At 76.8% G+C, this 14,833-nt stretch carries 17 protein-coding genes; 12 read left to right on the plus strand and 5 right to left on the minus strand.

Annotation, left to right across the window (positions count from 1 at the left end):
* Positions 1–61 precede the first annotated feature (61 nt).
* Positions 62–772 (plus strand): M23 family metallopeptidase, encoded by a 711-nt coding sequence (locus tag ACRYMY_RS04525; RefSeq protein WP_432546075.1) that lies wholly within the window; start codon positions 62–64, stop codon positions 770–772.
* A 9-nt stretch (positions 773–781) separates the two neighbouring features.
* Here the strand turns inward: ACRYMY_RS04525 and ACRYMY_RS04530 are convergent, their stop codons facing one another.
* Positions 782–2,071, minus strand: a complete 1,290-nt coding sequence (locus tag ACRYMY_RS04530) for a sensor histidine kinase (protein ID WP_432546076.1) — start codon at positions 2,069–2,071, stop codon at positions 782–784.
* Between the two features lie 32 nt (positions 2,072–2,103).
* On the opposite strand from ACRYMY_RS04530, the gene ACRYMY_RS04535 reads away from it, so the two are divergent.
* A complete protein-coding gene (locus tag ACRYMY_RS04535) occupies positions 2,104–2,538 on the plus strand; it encodes a DUF1810 domain-containing protein (protein ID WP_432546077.1) in 435 nt (144 codons plus the stop codon).
* A 25-nt stretch (positions 2,539–2,563) separates the two neighbouring features.
* Here the strand turns inward: ACRYMY_RS04535 and ACRYMY_RS04540 are convergent, their stop codons facing one another.
* The 3 genes from ACRYMY_RS04540 to ACRYMY_RS04550 form a co-directional block, all read right to left on the minus strand.
* Complete coding sequence (locus ACRYMY_RS04540) at positions 2,564–2,779, minus strand: hypothetical protein (RefSeq protein WP_432546078.1); 216 nt, start codon at positions 2,777–2,779, stop codon at positions 2,564–2,566.
* Between the two features lie 91 nt (positions 2,780–2,870).
* A complete protein-coding gene (locus tag ACRYMY_RS04545) occupies positions 2,871–4,040 on the minus strand; it encodes a zinc-dependent alcohol dehydrogenase (protein WP_432546079.1) in 1,170 nt (389 codons plus the stop codon).
* Positions 4,041–4,062: 22 nt separating this feature from the next.
* Complete coding sequence (locus ACRYMY_RS04550; RefSeq protein ID WP_432546080.1) at positions 4,063–4,626, minus strand: hypothetical protein; 564 nt, start codon at positions 4,624–4,626, stop codon at positions 4,063–4,065.
* 150 nt (positions 4,627–4,776) lie between these two features.
* Between ACRYMY_RS04550 and ACRYMY_RS04555 the strand changes: the two genes are divergently transcribed.
* The 3 genes from ACRYMY_RS04555 to ACRYMY_RS04565 all read left to right on the plus strand — a co-directional run bounded on the left by ACRYMY_RS04555 (position 4,777) and on the right by ACRYMY_RS04565 (position 6,444).
* Positions 4,777–5,304: a DinB family protein gene (locus ACRYMY_RS04555; protein WP_432546081.1), complete on the plus strand. Its 528-nt coding sequence runs from the start codon at positions 4,777–4,779 to the stop codon at positions 5,302–5,304.
* An 88-nt stretch (positions 5,305–5,392) separates the two neighbouring features.
* On the plus strand, positions 5,393–6,073 hold the full coding sequence (gene pdxH, locus ACRYMY_RS04560; protein WP_432546082.1) for a pyridoxamine 5'-phosphate oxidase: 681 nt from the start codon (positions 5,393–5,395) through the stop codon (positions 6,071–6,073).
* Positions 6,070–6,444 carry a hypothetical protein gene (locus tag ACRYMY_RS04565; protein WP_432546083.1) on the plus strand — a complete coding sequence of 125 codons (375 nt, stop codon included), beginning with the start codon at positions 6,070–6,072 and terminating at the stop codon, positions 6,442–6,444. The genes pdxH and ACRYMY_RS04565 overlap by 4 nt, the downstream gene beginning before the upstream one ends.
* 21 nt (positions 6,445–6,465) lie before the next feature.
* Here the strand turns inward: ACRYMY_RS04565 and ACRYMY_RS04570 are convergent, their stop codons facing one another.
* Entirely contained in the window at positions 6,466–7,662 is a 1,197-nt protein-coding gene (locus ACRYMY_RS04570; protein ID WP_432546084.1) for a helix-turn-helix domain-containing protein, read from the minus strand.
* Between the two features lie 115 nt (positions 7,663–7,777).
* Here ACRYMY_RS04570 and ACRYMY_RS04575 point away from each other — a divergent pair, with 115 nt between their 5' ends.
* Genes ACRYMY_RS04575 through ACRYMY_RS04605 form a run of 7 tightly spaced genes read left to right on the plus strand, consistent with a single transcriptional unit; the run spans position 7,778 to position 14,815 of the window.
* The gene (locus ACRYMY_RS04575) at positions 7,778–8,620 is read left to right on the plus strand and encodes a nitrilase-related carbon-nitrogen hydrolase (RefSeq protein ID WP_432546109.1); all 843 of its coding nucleotides are present in this window, start codon (positions 7,778–7,780) and stop codon (positions 8,618–8,620) included.
* Entirely contained in the window at positions 8,617–10,035 is a 1,419-nt protein-coding gene (hydA, locus tag ACRYMY_RS04580; protein ID WP_432546085.1) for a dihydropyrimidinase, read from the plus strand. Before ACRYMY_RS04575 ends, hydA begins: the two co-directional genes overlap by 4 nt.
* A 24-nt stretch (positions 10,036–10,059) precedes the next feature.
* The gene (locus ACRYMY_RS04585) at positions 10,060–11,112 is read left to right on the plus strand and encodes a TIGR03842 family LLM class F420-dependent oxidoreductase (protein ID WP_432546086.1); all 1,053 of its coding nucleotides are present in this window, start codon (positions 10,060–10,062) and stop codon (positions 11,110–11,112) included.
* A 10-nt stretch (positions 11,113–11,122) separates the two neighbouring features.
* Positions 11,123–12,070 (plus strand): ABC transporter permease, encoded by a 948-nt coding sequence (locus ACRYMY_RS04590; protein WP_432546087.1) that lies wholly within the window; start codon positions 11,123–11,125, stop codon positions 12,068–12,070.
* Positions 12,067–12,888 (plus strand): ABC transporter ATP-binding protein, encoded by an 822-nt coding sequence (locus ACRYMY_RS04595; RefSeq protein WP_432546088.1) that lies wholly within the window; start codon positions 12,067–12,069, stop codon positions 12,886–12,888. Before ACRYMY_RS04590 ends, ACRYMY_RS04595 begins: the two co-directional genes overlap by 4 nt.
* On the plus strand, positions 12,885–13,655 hold the full coding sequence (locus tag ACRYMY_RS04600; protein ID WP_432546089.1) for an ABC transporter permease: 771 nt from the start codon (positions 12,885–12,887) through the stop codon (positions 13,653–13,655). Before ACRYMY_RS04595 ends, ACRYMY_RS04600 begins: the two co-directional genes overlap by 4 nt.
* The gene (locus ACRYMY_RS04605) at positions 13,652–14,815 is read left to right on the plus strand and encodes an ABC transporter substrate-binding protein (RefSeq protein WP_432546090.1); all 1,164 of its coding nucleotides are present in this window, start codon (positions 13,652–13,654) and stop codon (positions 14,813–14,815) included. Before ACRYMY_RS04600 ends, ACRYMY_RS04605 begins: the two co-directional genes overlap by 4 nt.
* Positions 14,816–14,833 lie beyond the last annotated feature (18 nt).

A 14,833-nucleotide genomic window follows, 5' to 3' on the forward strand; every position in this document is an offset into this window, starting at 1 on the left:
ACCGGCCGCCCCGGGCCGCCGCAGCCGCCGCCGGCGGCCGCACGGGCCTACGCTGGCGCGCGTGGCGGGCCGGGACGCTCCTGCGTGGCCGCCGGAGGACGAGGTGGCGCTGGCGCTGCCGTTCACCGGCCCGTGGCGGGTGCGCAACAGCCCGGCCCGGCGCGTGCCCAGCCACGGCACGGACCTGTTCGGCACCCGCTACGCGGTCGACTTCGTGGGCGTGGACGCCCGCGGCCGCGACGCCGCGCACCGCGACTGGCGCACCGCGCTGGCCACCGAGCCGCCGCAGCGCTTCGCCGCCTTCGGCCGGCCCGTCCTCGCCCCCGCGGCGGGCGTCGTCGTCGCGGTCCACGACGGCGAGGAGGACCACGGGGCGCGGCGCTCGCCGCCCGCGCTGCTGGCGTACGCGGCGACCCAGGCGGGCCGGGTGCGCGCCGGGACCGCCGCGGTGGCGGGCAACCACGTCGTGCTGCGCCTGCCGGACGGGCGGGCACACGTCGTCCTCGTCCACCTGCGCCGCGGGTCGGTGCGGGTGGTCCCCGGCCAGGAGGTGCGCGCGGGGCAGCGGCTGGGCGAGTGCGGCAACTCGGGCAACTCGACCCAGCCGCACGTGCACCTGCAGGTGGCCGACGGCCCGGACCCGTGGACGGCGCGCGCCCTGCCGGTGGTGTTCACCGGCTACCGCGAGCGGCGGCGCGGGACGACGCGGGTGCGGGAGCGGGGCGTCCCGGCCGAGGGCTCGGTGGTGGAGCCGCTCGCGGCGGGCGGCTGAGCGGCCGGCTCAGGCCGGCGCGGGCCAGGGCATGCGCGCGGTCAGGCGGTGCCCACCCGCGTGCGGGCCGTGCTCGAGCCGGCCGCCGGCCAGGTCGAGGCGCTCGGCCAGCCCGACCAGCCCCAGCCCGGAGCCGGGCGGGGCGCTCGCCGCGCCCGTGAGCAGCGCGCCGTCCGGCGCGTCGACGACCTCCACCACCAGCTCCCCGCCGGGCGCGCCCGCGACGGTGACGACGACGCGGTGGCCGGGGGCGTGCTTGCGGGCGTTCGTCAGCCCCTCCTGCACGGCCCGGTAGGCCGTGCGCCCCTGCAGGGCGGGCGGGACGGCGCCGTCGGGCAGGTCGGTGCGCAGCTCGACCCGGGTGCCGGCGGCGCGCGCCTCGGCGACGAGCGCCGGCAGGTCCGCCAGCACCGGCTGCGCGCGCCCGGCGGGGGCCACGTCACCGGCGCGCAGCACGCCCAGCACGCCGCGCAGGTCCTCCAGCGCCTCGTGGGCGCCCGCGCGCACGACGCCCGCCGCGCGGGCCAGGTCCTCGCGCCCCTCGCCGGCGGCGACCTCCAGGGCCCCGGCGTGCATGCTGACCAGGGACAGCCGGTGCGCCAGGACGTCGTGCATCTCGCGGGCGATGCGCGCGCGCTCGGCGTCGCGGGCCCGCTCGACCCGCAGCGCGTGCTCGCGCCGGTCGCGGGCGGCCTGCTCGCGCAGCGAGGCGACGAGCTGGTGGCGGGTGCGCGCGTACATGCCCCAGGCCACGACGGGCAGCACGAGCAGCGGTGTCAGGACCGCCACCACCCACAGCGGGACCACCGGGTCCGGCCACAGCAGCGCCTGCGCGACGGCCGCGGCCACGGTGCCCGCGGCGACCGCCGCCACGACGGGCCAGCGGCGGCGCACCGCCACCGAGAACAGCGCCACGACGGCCGCCGCGCCCGCGACGGTGGACAGGACCGACAGAGCCGTGAGCCCCGCGGCGACCGCCACGGGCCAGCGGCGGCGGGCCAGCAGGGCCAGGGTCGCGGGCGCCCCGAGCAGCAGGTCGAGGACGAGCACCGCGTCGCCGCGGGTGCGCGGGCCCAGCTCGGGGTCCAGCTCGACGCCGAGGAGGACGACACCGGCCAGCAGGACCGCGAGCACGAGGGCCAGGTCGCCGAGCAGCCGCAGCGCCCGGCGCGAGCGGGTGGCGGCGCGGGCGGCGGCGTCGGCGGGACCTGCGGACCCACCGGGGACGGCGCCGCCCGGGGCTCCCGGCCGCCCGTCCTCCCGGCCCTCGACCGCCACCTGGTCCAGCGCGCTGCTCACGGGTGCAGGTTAGGCGTGACTACCCTGCTCGTGTGGAGGACCCGTACGACCTGCAGCGCTTCGTCGACGCCCAGGACGCCGGCGGCCACGAGGCCGCCGTCGCCGAGCTGCGCGCCGGGCGCAAGCGCAGCCACTGGATGTGGTTCGTGTTCCCGCAGGTGACCGGGCTGGGCCGCTCGGCCACCGCGGTGGAGTTCTCGATCGCCGACCTGGACGAGGCCCGCGCCTACCTGGCGCACCCCGTCCTGGGGCCGCGGCTGCGCGAGTGCGCCCGCCTGGCGGCGAGCGCGGCCACCGACGACCCGGAGGCGCTGCTGGGGCCGACGGACGCGCTCAAGCTGCGCTCGTCGATGACGCTGTTCGCGGCGGCCGACCCGGACGAGCCGGTGTTCGCCGAGGTGCTGGAGAGGTTCTACGGCGGGCTGCGGGACCCGCTGACCCAGCGGGCGCTCGCCGACCGCGCCTGACGCGGCCGGCGGGCGCCCGGGCCGCCTACTGCCCGTCGCCGCCGGTGTCGCCGTCACCCTCGCCGGTGATGTCGACGTCGGAGGCGTCGGTGCTGTCCGGGTCGTCGGAGGTGGTATCGGGCGTGGTGTCGTCCGCCGCCTCGGCCTCCTCGGCGAACCCGGTGTCGTTGCCGTAGCCGGGTTCCGTGGGCGCCTCGGCGGCGCGCTCGGTCCCGGGCTCCTGGCCTGGCTGCGTGGTCACGCGGTTCCTCCTCGATCGACGGTCTTGCCGGTCCCCACCGGACCACCGCGACGCACCCTCCGCAAGGCGGGGACCGCGGCGGGGAGCGGGCTCACGGGCGGAACACCGCCCGCAGGCACCCGTCCTCCTTCTCCTTGAAGATCCGGTACCCCTCCACGGCGTCCTCCAGGGGCATCTCGTGCGTGGCCAGGAACGTCGTGTCCAGCTCCCCGGCGGCCACGTGCTCCAGCAGCCGCGGCACGTACCGCTGCCCGTGCTGCTGCGCGGAGCGGATCGTCAGCCCCTTGTTGAGCACCAGGCCCATCGGGAAGGAGTCGGTGAGCCCGTACACGCCGAGGACGGCGACGACACCGCCCTTGCGGCAGGCCATGACGGCCTCGCGCAGCGGGGTGGCGCGGTCGGTCTCCAGCCGCAGCGCCTGCTTGGCGCGGTCGACGACCTGCTGCACGCCCGTGCCGTGCCCCTCCATGCCGACGGCCTCGACGACCGCGTCGGGACCGCGCCCGCCCGTGGTGTCGCGCAGCACCTCCTGCACGCTGTCGACGGCCGTGTAGTCGATCGTCTCCGCGCCCACGTGCGTGCGGGCCGCCTCCAGCCGCTCGGGCAGCCGGTCCACGACGATGACGCGCCCGGCTCCCATGAGGCGCGCGCTGGCGGCGGCCATCAGCCCGACCCCGCCCGCGCCGAAGACGGCCACCGTGTCGCCGGGCGAGATGTCGCAGAAGTCCGCGCCCATGTACCCGGTGGGCACGGCGTCGGAGCAGAACAGCGCGGCCACGTCGCCGACGCCCTCGGGCACCGCGAAGCAGTTCACGTCGCCGAAGGGGACGCGCACGTACTCGGCGTGCGAGCCGGCGTACCCGCCGAAGGGGTGGGTGTAGCCGTAGATGCCGCCGCTGGGGTACCCGAGCAGCGGCTGCTGCGCGGCCGCGTTGGGGTTCGTCGTGTCGCACAGCGACCACATGTCGTGGCGGCAGTAGAAGCACTCCCCGCAGCCGATGAACGAGGGGACGACGACGCGCTCGCCCACGCGGGTGCGCCGCACCTCGGGGCCGACCTCGACGACCTCGCCCATGAACTCGTGGCCGATGACGTCGCCGGAGCGCATGCCCGGCAGGTAGCCGTCGACGAAGTGCAGGTCCGAGCCGCACGTCGTGGTCGCGCGCACCCGCAGCACGACGTCGTGCGGGTTGAGGACGTGGGGGTCGTCGACCGTCTCGACGGACAGGTCGTTCACGCCGTTCCAGCACAGGGCTCGCACGCCGGTCTCCGTTCCCGCGCGGTCAGCGCGACGCGGCGCGGTGCGCCGGCTGGGGGTCGATGGTGGGGATCTCCCCGGTGACGAGGAGAGCGCGCAGCCGGTACAGCAGCGTGAACGCGGCCGCGCCGGCGGCCAGGTCACCGACGGGGGCCTGCACGCGCAGGCGCACCTCGGTGCCCAGGTCGGCCGGGGCGGGCGCGGTGCCGACCTCCAGCAGGACGGTGCCCGCGGGCAGGCCCTCGGCCTCGCGGGTCGTGGTGTGCCGCAGCGCGTCCGGCTCCTCCTCGGCGCGGGTGGCGACCTCGCGCCCGCCCAGCGTCCAGGCCAGCGCGCCGTCGGCGGCGTCCTGGCGGACCTCGCCCAGCTCGCCCAGCAGCCGCGAGAGCACGTGCGGGTCGCGGCAGGCGGCGAGCACGTCGCCGGCCGGCCGGCCGATCGTCATCACCTGCTGCCCGCTGCTCGCGGCGTCCCCGCCACCCTCGCCCAGCACCGCACCCGCGGTGCCGGGGAGCACCTTGCCCGCGGCCGCGCGCACCCCGCGCACCGCCGTCCTGGCCGCCGCACCGGCCGCCGCACCCACGTCCACGTCGACTCCGTCCGCCGTCGGTCGTCCTCGCGGCGGACTGCTCCACCGCGGGCGACGCTACGACCGGCGGGGCCGGGCGGCACCTCGGCGCCGCTCGTCCCGGCCGGTCCCCGGCCGATGAGTCCGGCCCCCCGCCCGGGTCCACCGGCCGTGACGACCACCCGACCACCGGCAGGCGAGGGTCCGGACCCGTGGGCGGCCGAGCGGTGCGCGCTGCTGGACGCGCTGCGCGCCCAGCGCGCCCACGTGCTGGCCGCGCTCGACGGGCTGCCCGAGCAGGCGCTGCGCCGCCCGGTCCTGCCCTCGGGCTGGACGTGCCTCGGCCTCGTGCAGCACCTGGCGCTGGACGTGGAGCGCTTCTGGTTCCGCGCCGTGGTGGCCGGCGAGGACGTCGACCTCGCCGAGGGCGACGGGGCGTGGCGGGTCCCCACCGGCACGCCCGCCGCGGCGGTCCTGGACGCCTACCGCGCCGAGGCCGCGCGCTCGGACGCCGTCGTGGCCGCCACGCCCCTGGACGCCCCGCCCGCCCGGTGGCCGGCCGACGTCTTCCCCGGCCTGCCCCGGCGGGGCCTGCGCGCGACCGTCCTGCACGTCCTGACCGAGACGGCCTGCCACGCCGGCCACCTCGACGCCGCCCGGGAGCTCCTCGACGGCCACCAGCACCTCGTGCTCACCTGAGCCGGCGCCCCGCAGCCCCGTGCCCGGGCGCCACCCGCCCCGCCCCGACCTCCGGGCGGCAGCGGGAGCCGCGCCCTACCCTGGCGCCGTGGAGGACCCAGCGCAGCGCCGCGTCGACTACGGCGGACGCGACTTCGACGTCGCCGACCTCGCGCCCACCCCGCTGGAGCAGTTCTCCCGCTGGTACTCGCAGGCGGCGGAGCCGGGCGCGGCGGTCGGCGAGGTGAACGCCATGACGGTGTCCACCGCCGGGCCGGACGGGGTGTCCTCGCGCACCGTGCTGCTCAAGGGCGTCGACGGCCGGGGTTTCGTCTTCTACACCAACCAGCGCTCGCGCAAGGCGTCCGCGATCGCCGCCGACCCGCGGGTGGCGCTGCTGTTCTGCTGGCACGGACCGCACCGGCAGGTCGCCGTGCGCGGCGTCGCGTCGGTGCTGCCGCGCCCGGAGACGGAGGCGTACTTCGCCTCCCGCCCCTACGGATCGCGGATCGGGGCGTGGGCCAGCGAGCAGTCGCGGCCGATCGCCTCCGCGCGCGAGCTGCACGAGCGCGAGGCCGAGCTGCGCCGGCGCTGGCCGGACACCGGTTCGGCGGACGACGTGCCCGCCCCGCCGCACTGGGGCGGCTACCTCGTCGCCGCCCGCGAGGTGGAGTTCTGGCAGGGGCGCACCTCCCGGCTGCACGACCGCCTCGTCCACCTCAGCCGCGACGGCGAGCCCGCGCGGCTGGACGACCCCGGCGCCTGGCGCGTCGAGCGGCGCCAGCCGTGAGCGCCGCGAGCCCGTCCGGCGGGGACGCGGCGCACGCGCCGCTGCTGGGCCGCATGGCGCAGGAGGGCGAGACGGCGCTGGCGGTGCTGACGGTGGCCGGGACCGCCGCCGCGCTGGGCGGGGCGGGCGCGCTGGCGGTCAGCACCGAGCGGCTGTGGCTGGCGCAGCCGCAGCTGCTGGGAGGCCCCTCCGTCGCGTCGGTGCCGGTCTCCTCGGTCGGCGACGTGCGCGCGCGGCCGGTGCGGTTCCCGCGCGGCGCCCAGCGCCTGGAGGTCGTCGTGGACGGCCGGCCGCTGCGGTTCACCACCCGCGCCGAGCCGGGCGCGGTGGACGAGTTCGTCCGGGCCCTCGAGGCCGTGCGCGGGCGCTGAGCGCCCCGCGCGCGGGCCCGGTCAGCGGGCGGCGTCGGCCGCCTCGTGCTGGCGCCACGCCCGCAGCGCCAGCAGCAGGACGGCGGCCTGCTCGGGGACGGTGACGTCCAGGCCCGTGCACTCCGCGGTGCGCCGCAACCGGTTCAGGACGGTGTTGCGGTGGCAGTACAGGTGCCCGGCCGCCGCGGCCACCGACCCGGTCGCGGCGTAGGCGTCCACGGCCTCCAGCAGCCGCGCGCGCTCGGGCGGGGCCAGCAGCAGCAGGTCGGCCAGGACGTCGCGGGCCACGTCCTCGCGCACGGCGCCCAGCTGGTGCGCGGCCACGTCGAGCGCCGCCTCCGCCGGGCGGCGGGGGCCCGCCGGCCCGGGGCCCAGGCTGGCCGCCACCCGCTCGGCCACCCGCACGGCGCGCGGGACGCGCGCCACCCCGGCCGCCAGGGGCCCCACCCCGCACGCCACCTCGCGCAGCGCCGCCGGGACCACGGGGCGACCCGGGCCCTGCTGCGGCCACGCCCCCCGCCGCCGGCTGCCCAGGACGACGAGGGCGCCGCGCCACTCGTGCACGTGCAGCCCCTCGGCGCGGGCGCGGCGCACGAGCGCGGCCCCGTCCGCGGCGCGCGCGGGCAGGACGGCGACGAAGACGTCGTCGGTGCGGGCGGCCCCCAGCACGGTGGCGGCCCGGCCGACGAGCTCGTCGTCCTCCCCGTCGGAGTCCAGCAGGGCCTCGACGATGCGCCGGCGGTCCCGGTCGCGCTCGTACGCCAGCGCCGTGGCCGCCTCGTGGTACCCGGTCTGCACGTCGGCCGAGTGCTCCTCGACCGCCTGCCACAGCTCCACCGGCAGCTGCACGGCCGTCACGAGGGCGTCCGCGGGCAGCCGGTCCGCCAGCTCCTCCCACACCACCCGGAAGTGCAGGCGGGTGCCGGTGACCACGGCCGCCAGGGGGACGTCGATGCCCGCGCGGTGCCGGCCGACGTCGCGGGACAGCTCGACGAGGCGCTCGGGCACGGGCAGCTGCACGAGCCGGCGCAGCACCCGCTCGTAGGTGGCGACGGCGTCGGCGACCAGCCGGGCGCGCTCGACGGCGCCGTCGGAGTACGGGACCACCTGCACCAGCGCGGCGACGAACCGCTCGGCGAGCTCGTCGACCTCCCCGAGCAGCTCCAGCAGGACCGACCGGACGGCCGCGGTTTCGGCCACGTTTCCCGGGTTGTGCACCTGCACACCGTACGCGGCGGGAACCGCGCGGCGACGGCATTGCCCGCCCCCGGCGGCGACGGCGATCCTCGTGGCTCACCACCCCCCGGACCCCCGAGACGAGGTTCCCGTGTCGATGCTGCGCGTCGCGCTGGTGCAGGCCGCCTGGACCGGCGACAAGGAGAGCATGCTCAGGGCGCACGAGGAGTACGCGCGCCAGGCCGCCGACGCCGGCGCCGGGATCGTGTGCTTCCAGGAGCTGTTCTACGGCCCCTACTTCGGCCAGGTGCAGGACGCCGCCTACTACGAGTACGCCGAGTCCGTCCCCGGTCCCACCGTCGCCCGGTTCCAGGAGATCGCCGCGCAGACCGGCACGGTGATGGTCCTGCCGGTGTACGAGGAGGAGCAGCCCGGCGTCCTCTACAACACCGCCGCCGTCGTGGACGCCGACGGCCGCTACCTGGGCAAGTACCGCAAGCACCACATCCCGCACCTGGACCGGTTCTGGGAGAAGTTCTACTTCCGCCCCGGGAACCTGGGCTACCCGGTGTTCGACACGGCGGTCGGCAGGGTCGGCGTCTACATCTGCTACGACCGGCACTTCCCCGAGGGCTGGCGCGCCCTCGGCCTGGCCGGCGCCGAGATCGTGTTCAACCCCAACGCCTCCAAGCCGGGCCTGTCGAACCGCCTGTGGGAGCTGGAGCAGCCCACCGCGGCCGCCGCCAACGGGTACTTCGTCGCCGTCCCGAACCGCGTCGGGCGCGAGGTGCAGGAGTTCGGCGAGGACGCGGTCCCGTTCTACGGCACCTCCTACGTCGTGGACCCGCGCGGCAACGTCGTCGGCGAGCGCGGCAGTTCCACCGACGACGAACTGCTGCTGCGCGACATCGACCTCGGCCTGATCCGCGAGGTCCGCAGCGACTGGCAGTTCTACCGCGACCGCCGCCCCGACAGCTACGGCGACCTGGTGCGCCCGTGAGCCGCACCCTGATCGCCGGGGGCACCCTGGTCTCGGCCACCGGGGCGATCCCCACCGACGTCCTCGTCGACGGCGAGCAGGTGGCCGCGCTGCTGACCCCCGGCGGTGGCGACGCCTTCGCCGTCGACCGCCGGATCGACGCCACGGGGCTGTACGTCCTGCCCGGCGGCGTGGACGTGCACACGCACATGGAGATGCCGTTCGGCGGCACCGAGTCCTCCGACACGTTCGAGACGGGGACCCGGGCGGCCGCGTGGGGCGGCACCACGACGATCGTCGACTTCGCCGTGCAGCGCACCGGCGAGGTCGTCGAGGAGTCGCTGGCGCGCTGGCACGCCAAGGCCGAGGGGAACTGCGCCGTCGACTACGGCTTCCACATGGTGCTCGGCGGCGTGGACGAGGACTCCCTGAAGGCGATGGACTCCCTCGTCGCCCACGAGGGCGTCACGAGCTTCAAGCTGTTCATGGCCTACCCGGGGGTGTTCTACTCCGACGACGGGCAGATCCTGCGAGCCATGCAGCGCGCCCGCGAGAACGGCGCGATGATCATGATGCACGCGGAGAACGGCACCGCCATCGACGTCCTCGTCCAGCAGGCGCTGGCGCGCGGGGACGTCGACCCGGTGTTCCACGGGCTGACCCGCCCGGAGGCCATGGAGGCCGAGGCGGTCAACCGGGCCGTCCTGCTGGCCGAGGTCGCCGGCGGCACCCCCCTGTACGTCGTGCACGTGTCCGCCTCGCGCGCGCTGGCCCGCATCGCCGAGGCCCGCGCCACGGGCGCGAACGTGTTCGCCGAGACCTGCCCGCAGTACCTGTACCTGACGCTGGAGGAGCACCTCGGCGCCGGCGGGCCGGGCAGCTTCGAGGGCGCCAAGTACGCGTGCTCCACGCCGCTGCGCAGCGGGCGCGAGTCGCACGCCGCGGACCTGTGGCGGGGCCTGCGCACCGACGACCTCGCGGTCGTCTCCACCGACCACTGCCCGTTCTGCTTCGAGGACCAGAAGGAGCTGGGGCGCGGGGACTTCTCGAGGATCCCCAACGGGATGGGCGGCGTCGAGCACCGGCTCGACCTCGTCCACCAGGGCGTCGCCGACGGGAAGCTGTCGCTGCAGCGGTGGGTGGAGACGTGCTCGACCACCCCCGCCCGGATGTTCGGCATGTACCCGCGCAAGGGCACGATCGCGCCGGGTTCCGACGCCGACGTCGTGCTCTACGACCCGCGCGGCACCACCCGCATCAGCGCGGCCACCCACCACATGAACATCGACTACTCGGCGTTCGAGGGTTTCGAGCTGACCGGCGCGGTGCGCACGGTGATGTCCCGCGGGCGCGTCGTCGTCGACGCCGGCCAGTACACCGGCAGCCCCGGCCACGGGCGGTTCGTCCGCCGCGGCCTGTCCCAGTACCTGCGCTGAGCGCTCCCGAGGAGGAGGACCACCGTGGACTTCGGTGTCGTGCTGCAGACCACCCCGCCCGCCGCCCGGGTCGTCGACCTCGCGCGGCGCGCGGAGGCGTACGGGTTCAGCCACGTCTGGACGTTCGACTCCCACGTGCTGTGGGAGGAGCCGTACGTCGTCCACTCGGCCGTGCTGCAGGCCACCCGCAAGGTCGTCGTCGGCCCGATGGTCACCAACCCCGCGACCCGCGAGTGGTCGGTGACCGCCTCGACGTACGCGACCCTCAACGAGATGTACGGCCCCCGCACGATCTGCGGCATCGGCCGCGGCGACTCCGCGGTGCGCACCCTGTCGGGGAAGCCGACCACCCTGGCGGCGCTGCGCGAGAGCGTGCACGTCATCCGGGAACTGGCCAACGGCCGGCCCGTCGAGCACCGCGGGCAGACCGTCCGGCTGCCGTGGGCCGTCGACCACGGCCCGGCCCACCAGACCGAGGTGTGGGTGGCCGCCTACGGGCCGAAGGCCCTGCAGCTGACCGGGGAGGTCGCCGACGGTTTCATCCTGCAGCTGGCCGACCCCGACATCGCCGCCTGGACCATCAAGGCGGTCCGCGAGGCCGCCGAGCGCGCCGGCCGCGACCCGATGGCGGTGAAGGTGTGCGTGGCCGCCCCGGCCTACGTCGGCGACGCCTCCGGCGCCACGATCGAGCACCAGCGCGAGCAGTGCCGCTGGTTCGGCGGGATGGTCGGCAACCACGTCGCCGACCTCGTCGCCCGCTACGGCGAGGGCGGCTCCGGGGACAACCCCGTGCCGGCCGCCCTCACCGACTACGTGCGCGGGCGCGAGGGCTACGACTACAACCAGCACGGGCGCGCCGGGAACACCCACGCGCGGTTCGTGCCCGACGAGGTCGTCGACCGGTTCTGCCTGCTGGGCGACGCCGCCGACCACGTCGCCCGGCTGCGCGACCTCGCGGCCCTGGGCGTCGACCAGTTCGCCCTGTACCTGCAGCACGACGCCAAGGAGCAGACGCTGCGCGCCTACGGCGACGTCGTGGTCCCCGCCCTGGCGCCCGTCGTGACGGCCGTCTCGTGAGGGGCGGCGCGTGAGCGAGCTGCTCGCCACCGAGGCCGCGCGCACGCACCAGGTGCGCGAGCTGCCCCGCCCGGCGCGCGTGCCCGCCGCGGTGCGGCGCACCGCGACCGCGCTGCTGGGGGTGGCCGTCCTCCTCGTGCTCTGGGAGCTCTACCGGGCGCTGGGGCCGGTCACCGGCGTCGAGGTCGGCGGCCAGCGGGTCCTGCCCCGCGCCGACCCGCGCTCCATGCCGGGCGTCCTGGAGGTGCTGCGCACGCTCGGCGAACCGGAGGTCGCGGTCCCGGGCTCGCGCACCGTGGGGCAGGCCGTCCTGGCCGCCTGCTGGGGCACGTTCCGCACCGCGGCCGGCGGCTGGCTGCTCGGCGCGCTCGTCGGGATCGCCCTGGCGCTGCCCATGCAGCGGTTCCGCCTCGCCGAGCGCGGGCTGCTGCCGTGGGTGGTGCTCAGCCAGACCGTCCCCGTCATCGCCGTCGCACCGCTGGTCGCCGCCTGGGGCGGGCGCCTGCAGCTGACGCCGACGCTGACCTGGCAGCCGTGGACGTCGGTCGTCGTCATCTCCGCCTACCTGGCGTTCTGCCCCGTCGCCCTCGGCGCGCTGCGCGGCCTGCAGTCCCCGTCGCCGGCCGCGACCGAGCTGTTCACGGCGTGCGCGGCCACCCCCCGCCAGACGCTGCTGCGGCTGCGGGTCCCGGCCGGTCTGCCGTTCCTCGTCCCGGCGCTGCGCCTGGCCGCCGCGCAGGCCGTCGTCGGCTCGATCGTCGCGGAGATCTCCACCGGCACCCGCGGCGGCGTGGGCCGCCTCGTCCTGGAGTACGCCCAGCAGGCGACCTCCTCCCCCGGCCGGCTGTACGCCGCCGTCCTCGGCGCGGCCCTGCTCGGCCTGGCCGCCGCCGCCCTCGTCTCCGTCCTCGACGTCGCCCTGCTGCGGCGCCACCGCCCGCTGGAGGCCCCGCGATGACCGCCGCCGTCCGCACCACCGGCCTCGACGTGCGCTTCGAGACCGACCGCGGTCCCGTCCAGGCCCTGAGCGGGATCGACCTGGACATCGCCCCCGGGGCGTTCGTCTCCCTCATCGGCCCCTCCGGCTGCGGCAAGTCCACCCTGCTGCGCTGCATCGGCGACCTGGTGCAGCCGACCGCCGGCCACGTCACCGTCGGCGGCCTCAGCGCGCACGAGGCGCGCCTGGCCCACCGCTACGGCATCGCCTTCCAGTCCGCCGGGCTGCTGGACTGGCGCAGCGTGCAGCGCAACGTGGAACTGCCGCTGGAGCTGCACGGCGTCGGCCGGCGCGAGCGCGCCGCGCGCGCCCGGGAGCTGCTGGAGCTGGTCGGCCTGGGCGACGTCGCGCGCTCGCGGCCGGCGGAGCTGTCGGGCGGCATGCGGATGCGGGTGGCGATCGCCCGCGCGCTGGCGGAGGAACCGCCCCTGCTGCTGATGGACGAACCGTTCGGCGCGCTGGACGAGATGACGCGCGAGCACCTGCAGACCGAGCTGCTGCGGCTGCGCGAGCGCACCGGCACGACGGTCGTGTTCGTCACCCACTCCATCGCCGAGGCGGTGTTCCTGTCCACGCAGGTCGTCGTCATGTCCGCCCGCCCGGGCCGCGTCGTGCGCGTCGTGGACGTGGACCTGCCCTCGCGCGACGAGGACGCCCGCGAGCACCCCGCCTACTTCGCGGCGATCACCGAGGTGCGCGAGGCCCTGCGCGGGCGCTCCGGCTCCCCCTCGGCCTCCGCGACGACCGCCGCGCCCGCGGCCCGGAGCGCGGAGCGGTGAGCACCCGCGCGCAGCTGCTGCTGCCCCCCGTCGTCGTCGGCGTGGCGCTCCTCGTCGCCTGGCAGGTCGTCGTGGTCGCCGGCCGGGTCGCCACGTTCGTGCTGCCCTCCCCGCTGGCGATCGCCGCGGCGTTCGGGACGGTCGCCCCGGACGTCGCGCGGGCGGCCGCCGCGACGGGCCTGACGGCGGCGATCGGCCTGCTGGCCGGCTCCGTCGCCGGGATCGTGGCCGCGGTCCTGGCCGCGCGGCTGCGCCTGCTGGACGAGGTGCTCACGCCGCTGTCGGCGGCCGCGAACGCCATGCCGATCGTCGCCCTGGCGCCGGTGTTCAACGCGCTGTTCGGCTCCACCAGCCCGGTGCCGCGCCGCCTCGTCGTGGCCGTGGCGGTGTTCTTCCCGCTGTTCGTCAACACCGCGCGCGGGCTGCGCCGCGTCTCGCCCGTGCACGCGGAGCTGATGCGCTCCCTGGCGGTGGGCGGGTGGGCCGTGACCCGCCACGTGCGCCTGCCGGGGGCGGTGCCGTTCGTGTTCACCGGCCTGCGCCTGGCCTCCTCGCTGGCCGTCATCGCCGCGGTGGTCGCCGAGTACTTCGGCGGCCGCCAGGACGGGCTCGGCTCGCGCATCACCTCCGCCGCCAGCGCCACCGCCTACCCGCGGGCGTGGGCCTACGTCCTCGGGGCCGTCCTGCTCGGCCTCGCCTCCTACCTCGCGGCCCTGCTCGCCGAGCGGCTGCTGTCCCCCACGACCCCCTCCAGGAGGACCCGGTGACCCGCACCCCGACGATCGCCCGCCGCACCGCCCTGCTGGGCGCCGCCGGGGGCGCCCTCGCCCTCGGCGCCGCCGCCTGCGGCAGCGCCGACCAGGAGCAGCCCGCCGCCGCCGCGCCCGGCACCGACGGCCTCACCCCGGTGCGGCTGCAGCTGCAGTGGGTCACCCAGGGGCAGTTCGCCGGCTACTTCGCCGCCCTCGACCAGGGCTACTACGCCGACGAGGGCCTGGACGTGCAGATCCTCGAGGGCGGCGCGGACATCGTCCCGCAGACGGTCCTGGCGCAGGGCCAGGCCGACTACGCGATCGCGTGGGTGCCCAAGGCGCTGGCCTCCCGCGAGCAGGGCGCGATGATCACCAACGTGGCGCAGGTGTTCCAGCGCTCCGGCACCCTGCAGGTCTCCTTCGCCGACGCCGGGATCGGCGACGTGGCCGCGCTGCGCGGGCGCACCGTCGGCAACTGGGGCTTCGGCAACGAGTACGAGCTGTTCGCCGCCATGACGGCCGCCGGCCTGGACCCCAGCGGCGACGTCACCCTCGTCCAGCAGCAGTTCGACATGCTCGGCCTCCTGCAGGGCGACATCGACGCCGCGCAGGCCATGACCTACAACGAGTACGCGCAGCTGCTGGAGGCCGAGGACCCGGCGACGGGCGAGCTGTACCGGCCCGAGGACTTCACCGTCCTGGACTGGAACGAGGTCGGCACCGCGATGCTGCAGGACGCGGTGTGGGCCAGCTCCGACCGGCTGGGCGAGCGCGCCTACCAGGAGCAGACCGTCGCCTTCCTCAAGGCCAGCCTCAAGGGGTGGGCGTTCGCCCGCGACGAGCCGGAGGCCGCCCGCGACGTCGTCGTGGCGCGGGGTTCCACCCTGGGCGCCAGCCACCAGCTGTGGCAGGTGAACGAGGTCAACAAGCTCGTCTGGCCGGCCCCGGACGGCGCCGGGCTCGTCGACCCGGAGGCGTGGGAGCGCACGGTGCGCATCGCGCTGGAGACCCGCAACGCCGAGGGCCAGACCGTCATCAGCGCCGAGCCGGACGAGGAGGCGTGGACGGACGAGTACGTGCGCGAGGCGCTGGACGCCCTGCGCGCCGAGGGCGTGGACGTGACCGGCGAGGCGTTCACCCCGCTGACGGTGACGCTCGAGCCCGGCGGCGCCTGACGGGCGGCGGCTCACCGG

It is taken from the genome of Kineococcus haloalkalitolerans (assembly GCF_050871905.1).
GTDB lineage: Bacteria > Actinomycetota > Actinomycetes > Actinomycetales > Kineococcaceae > Kineococcus.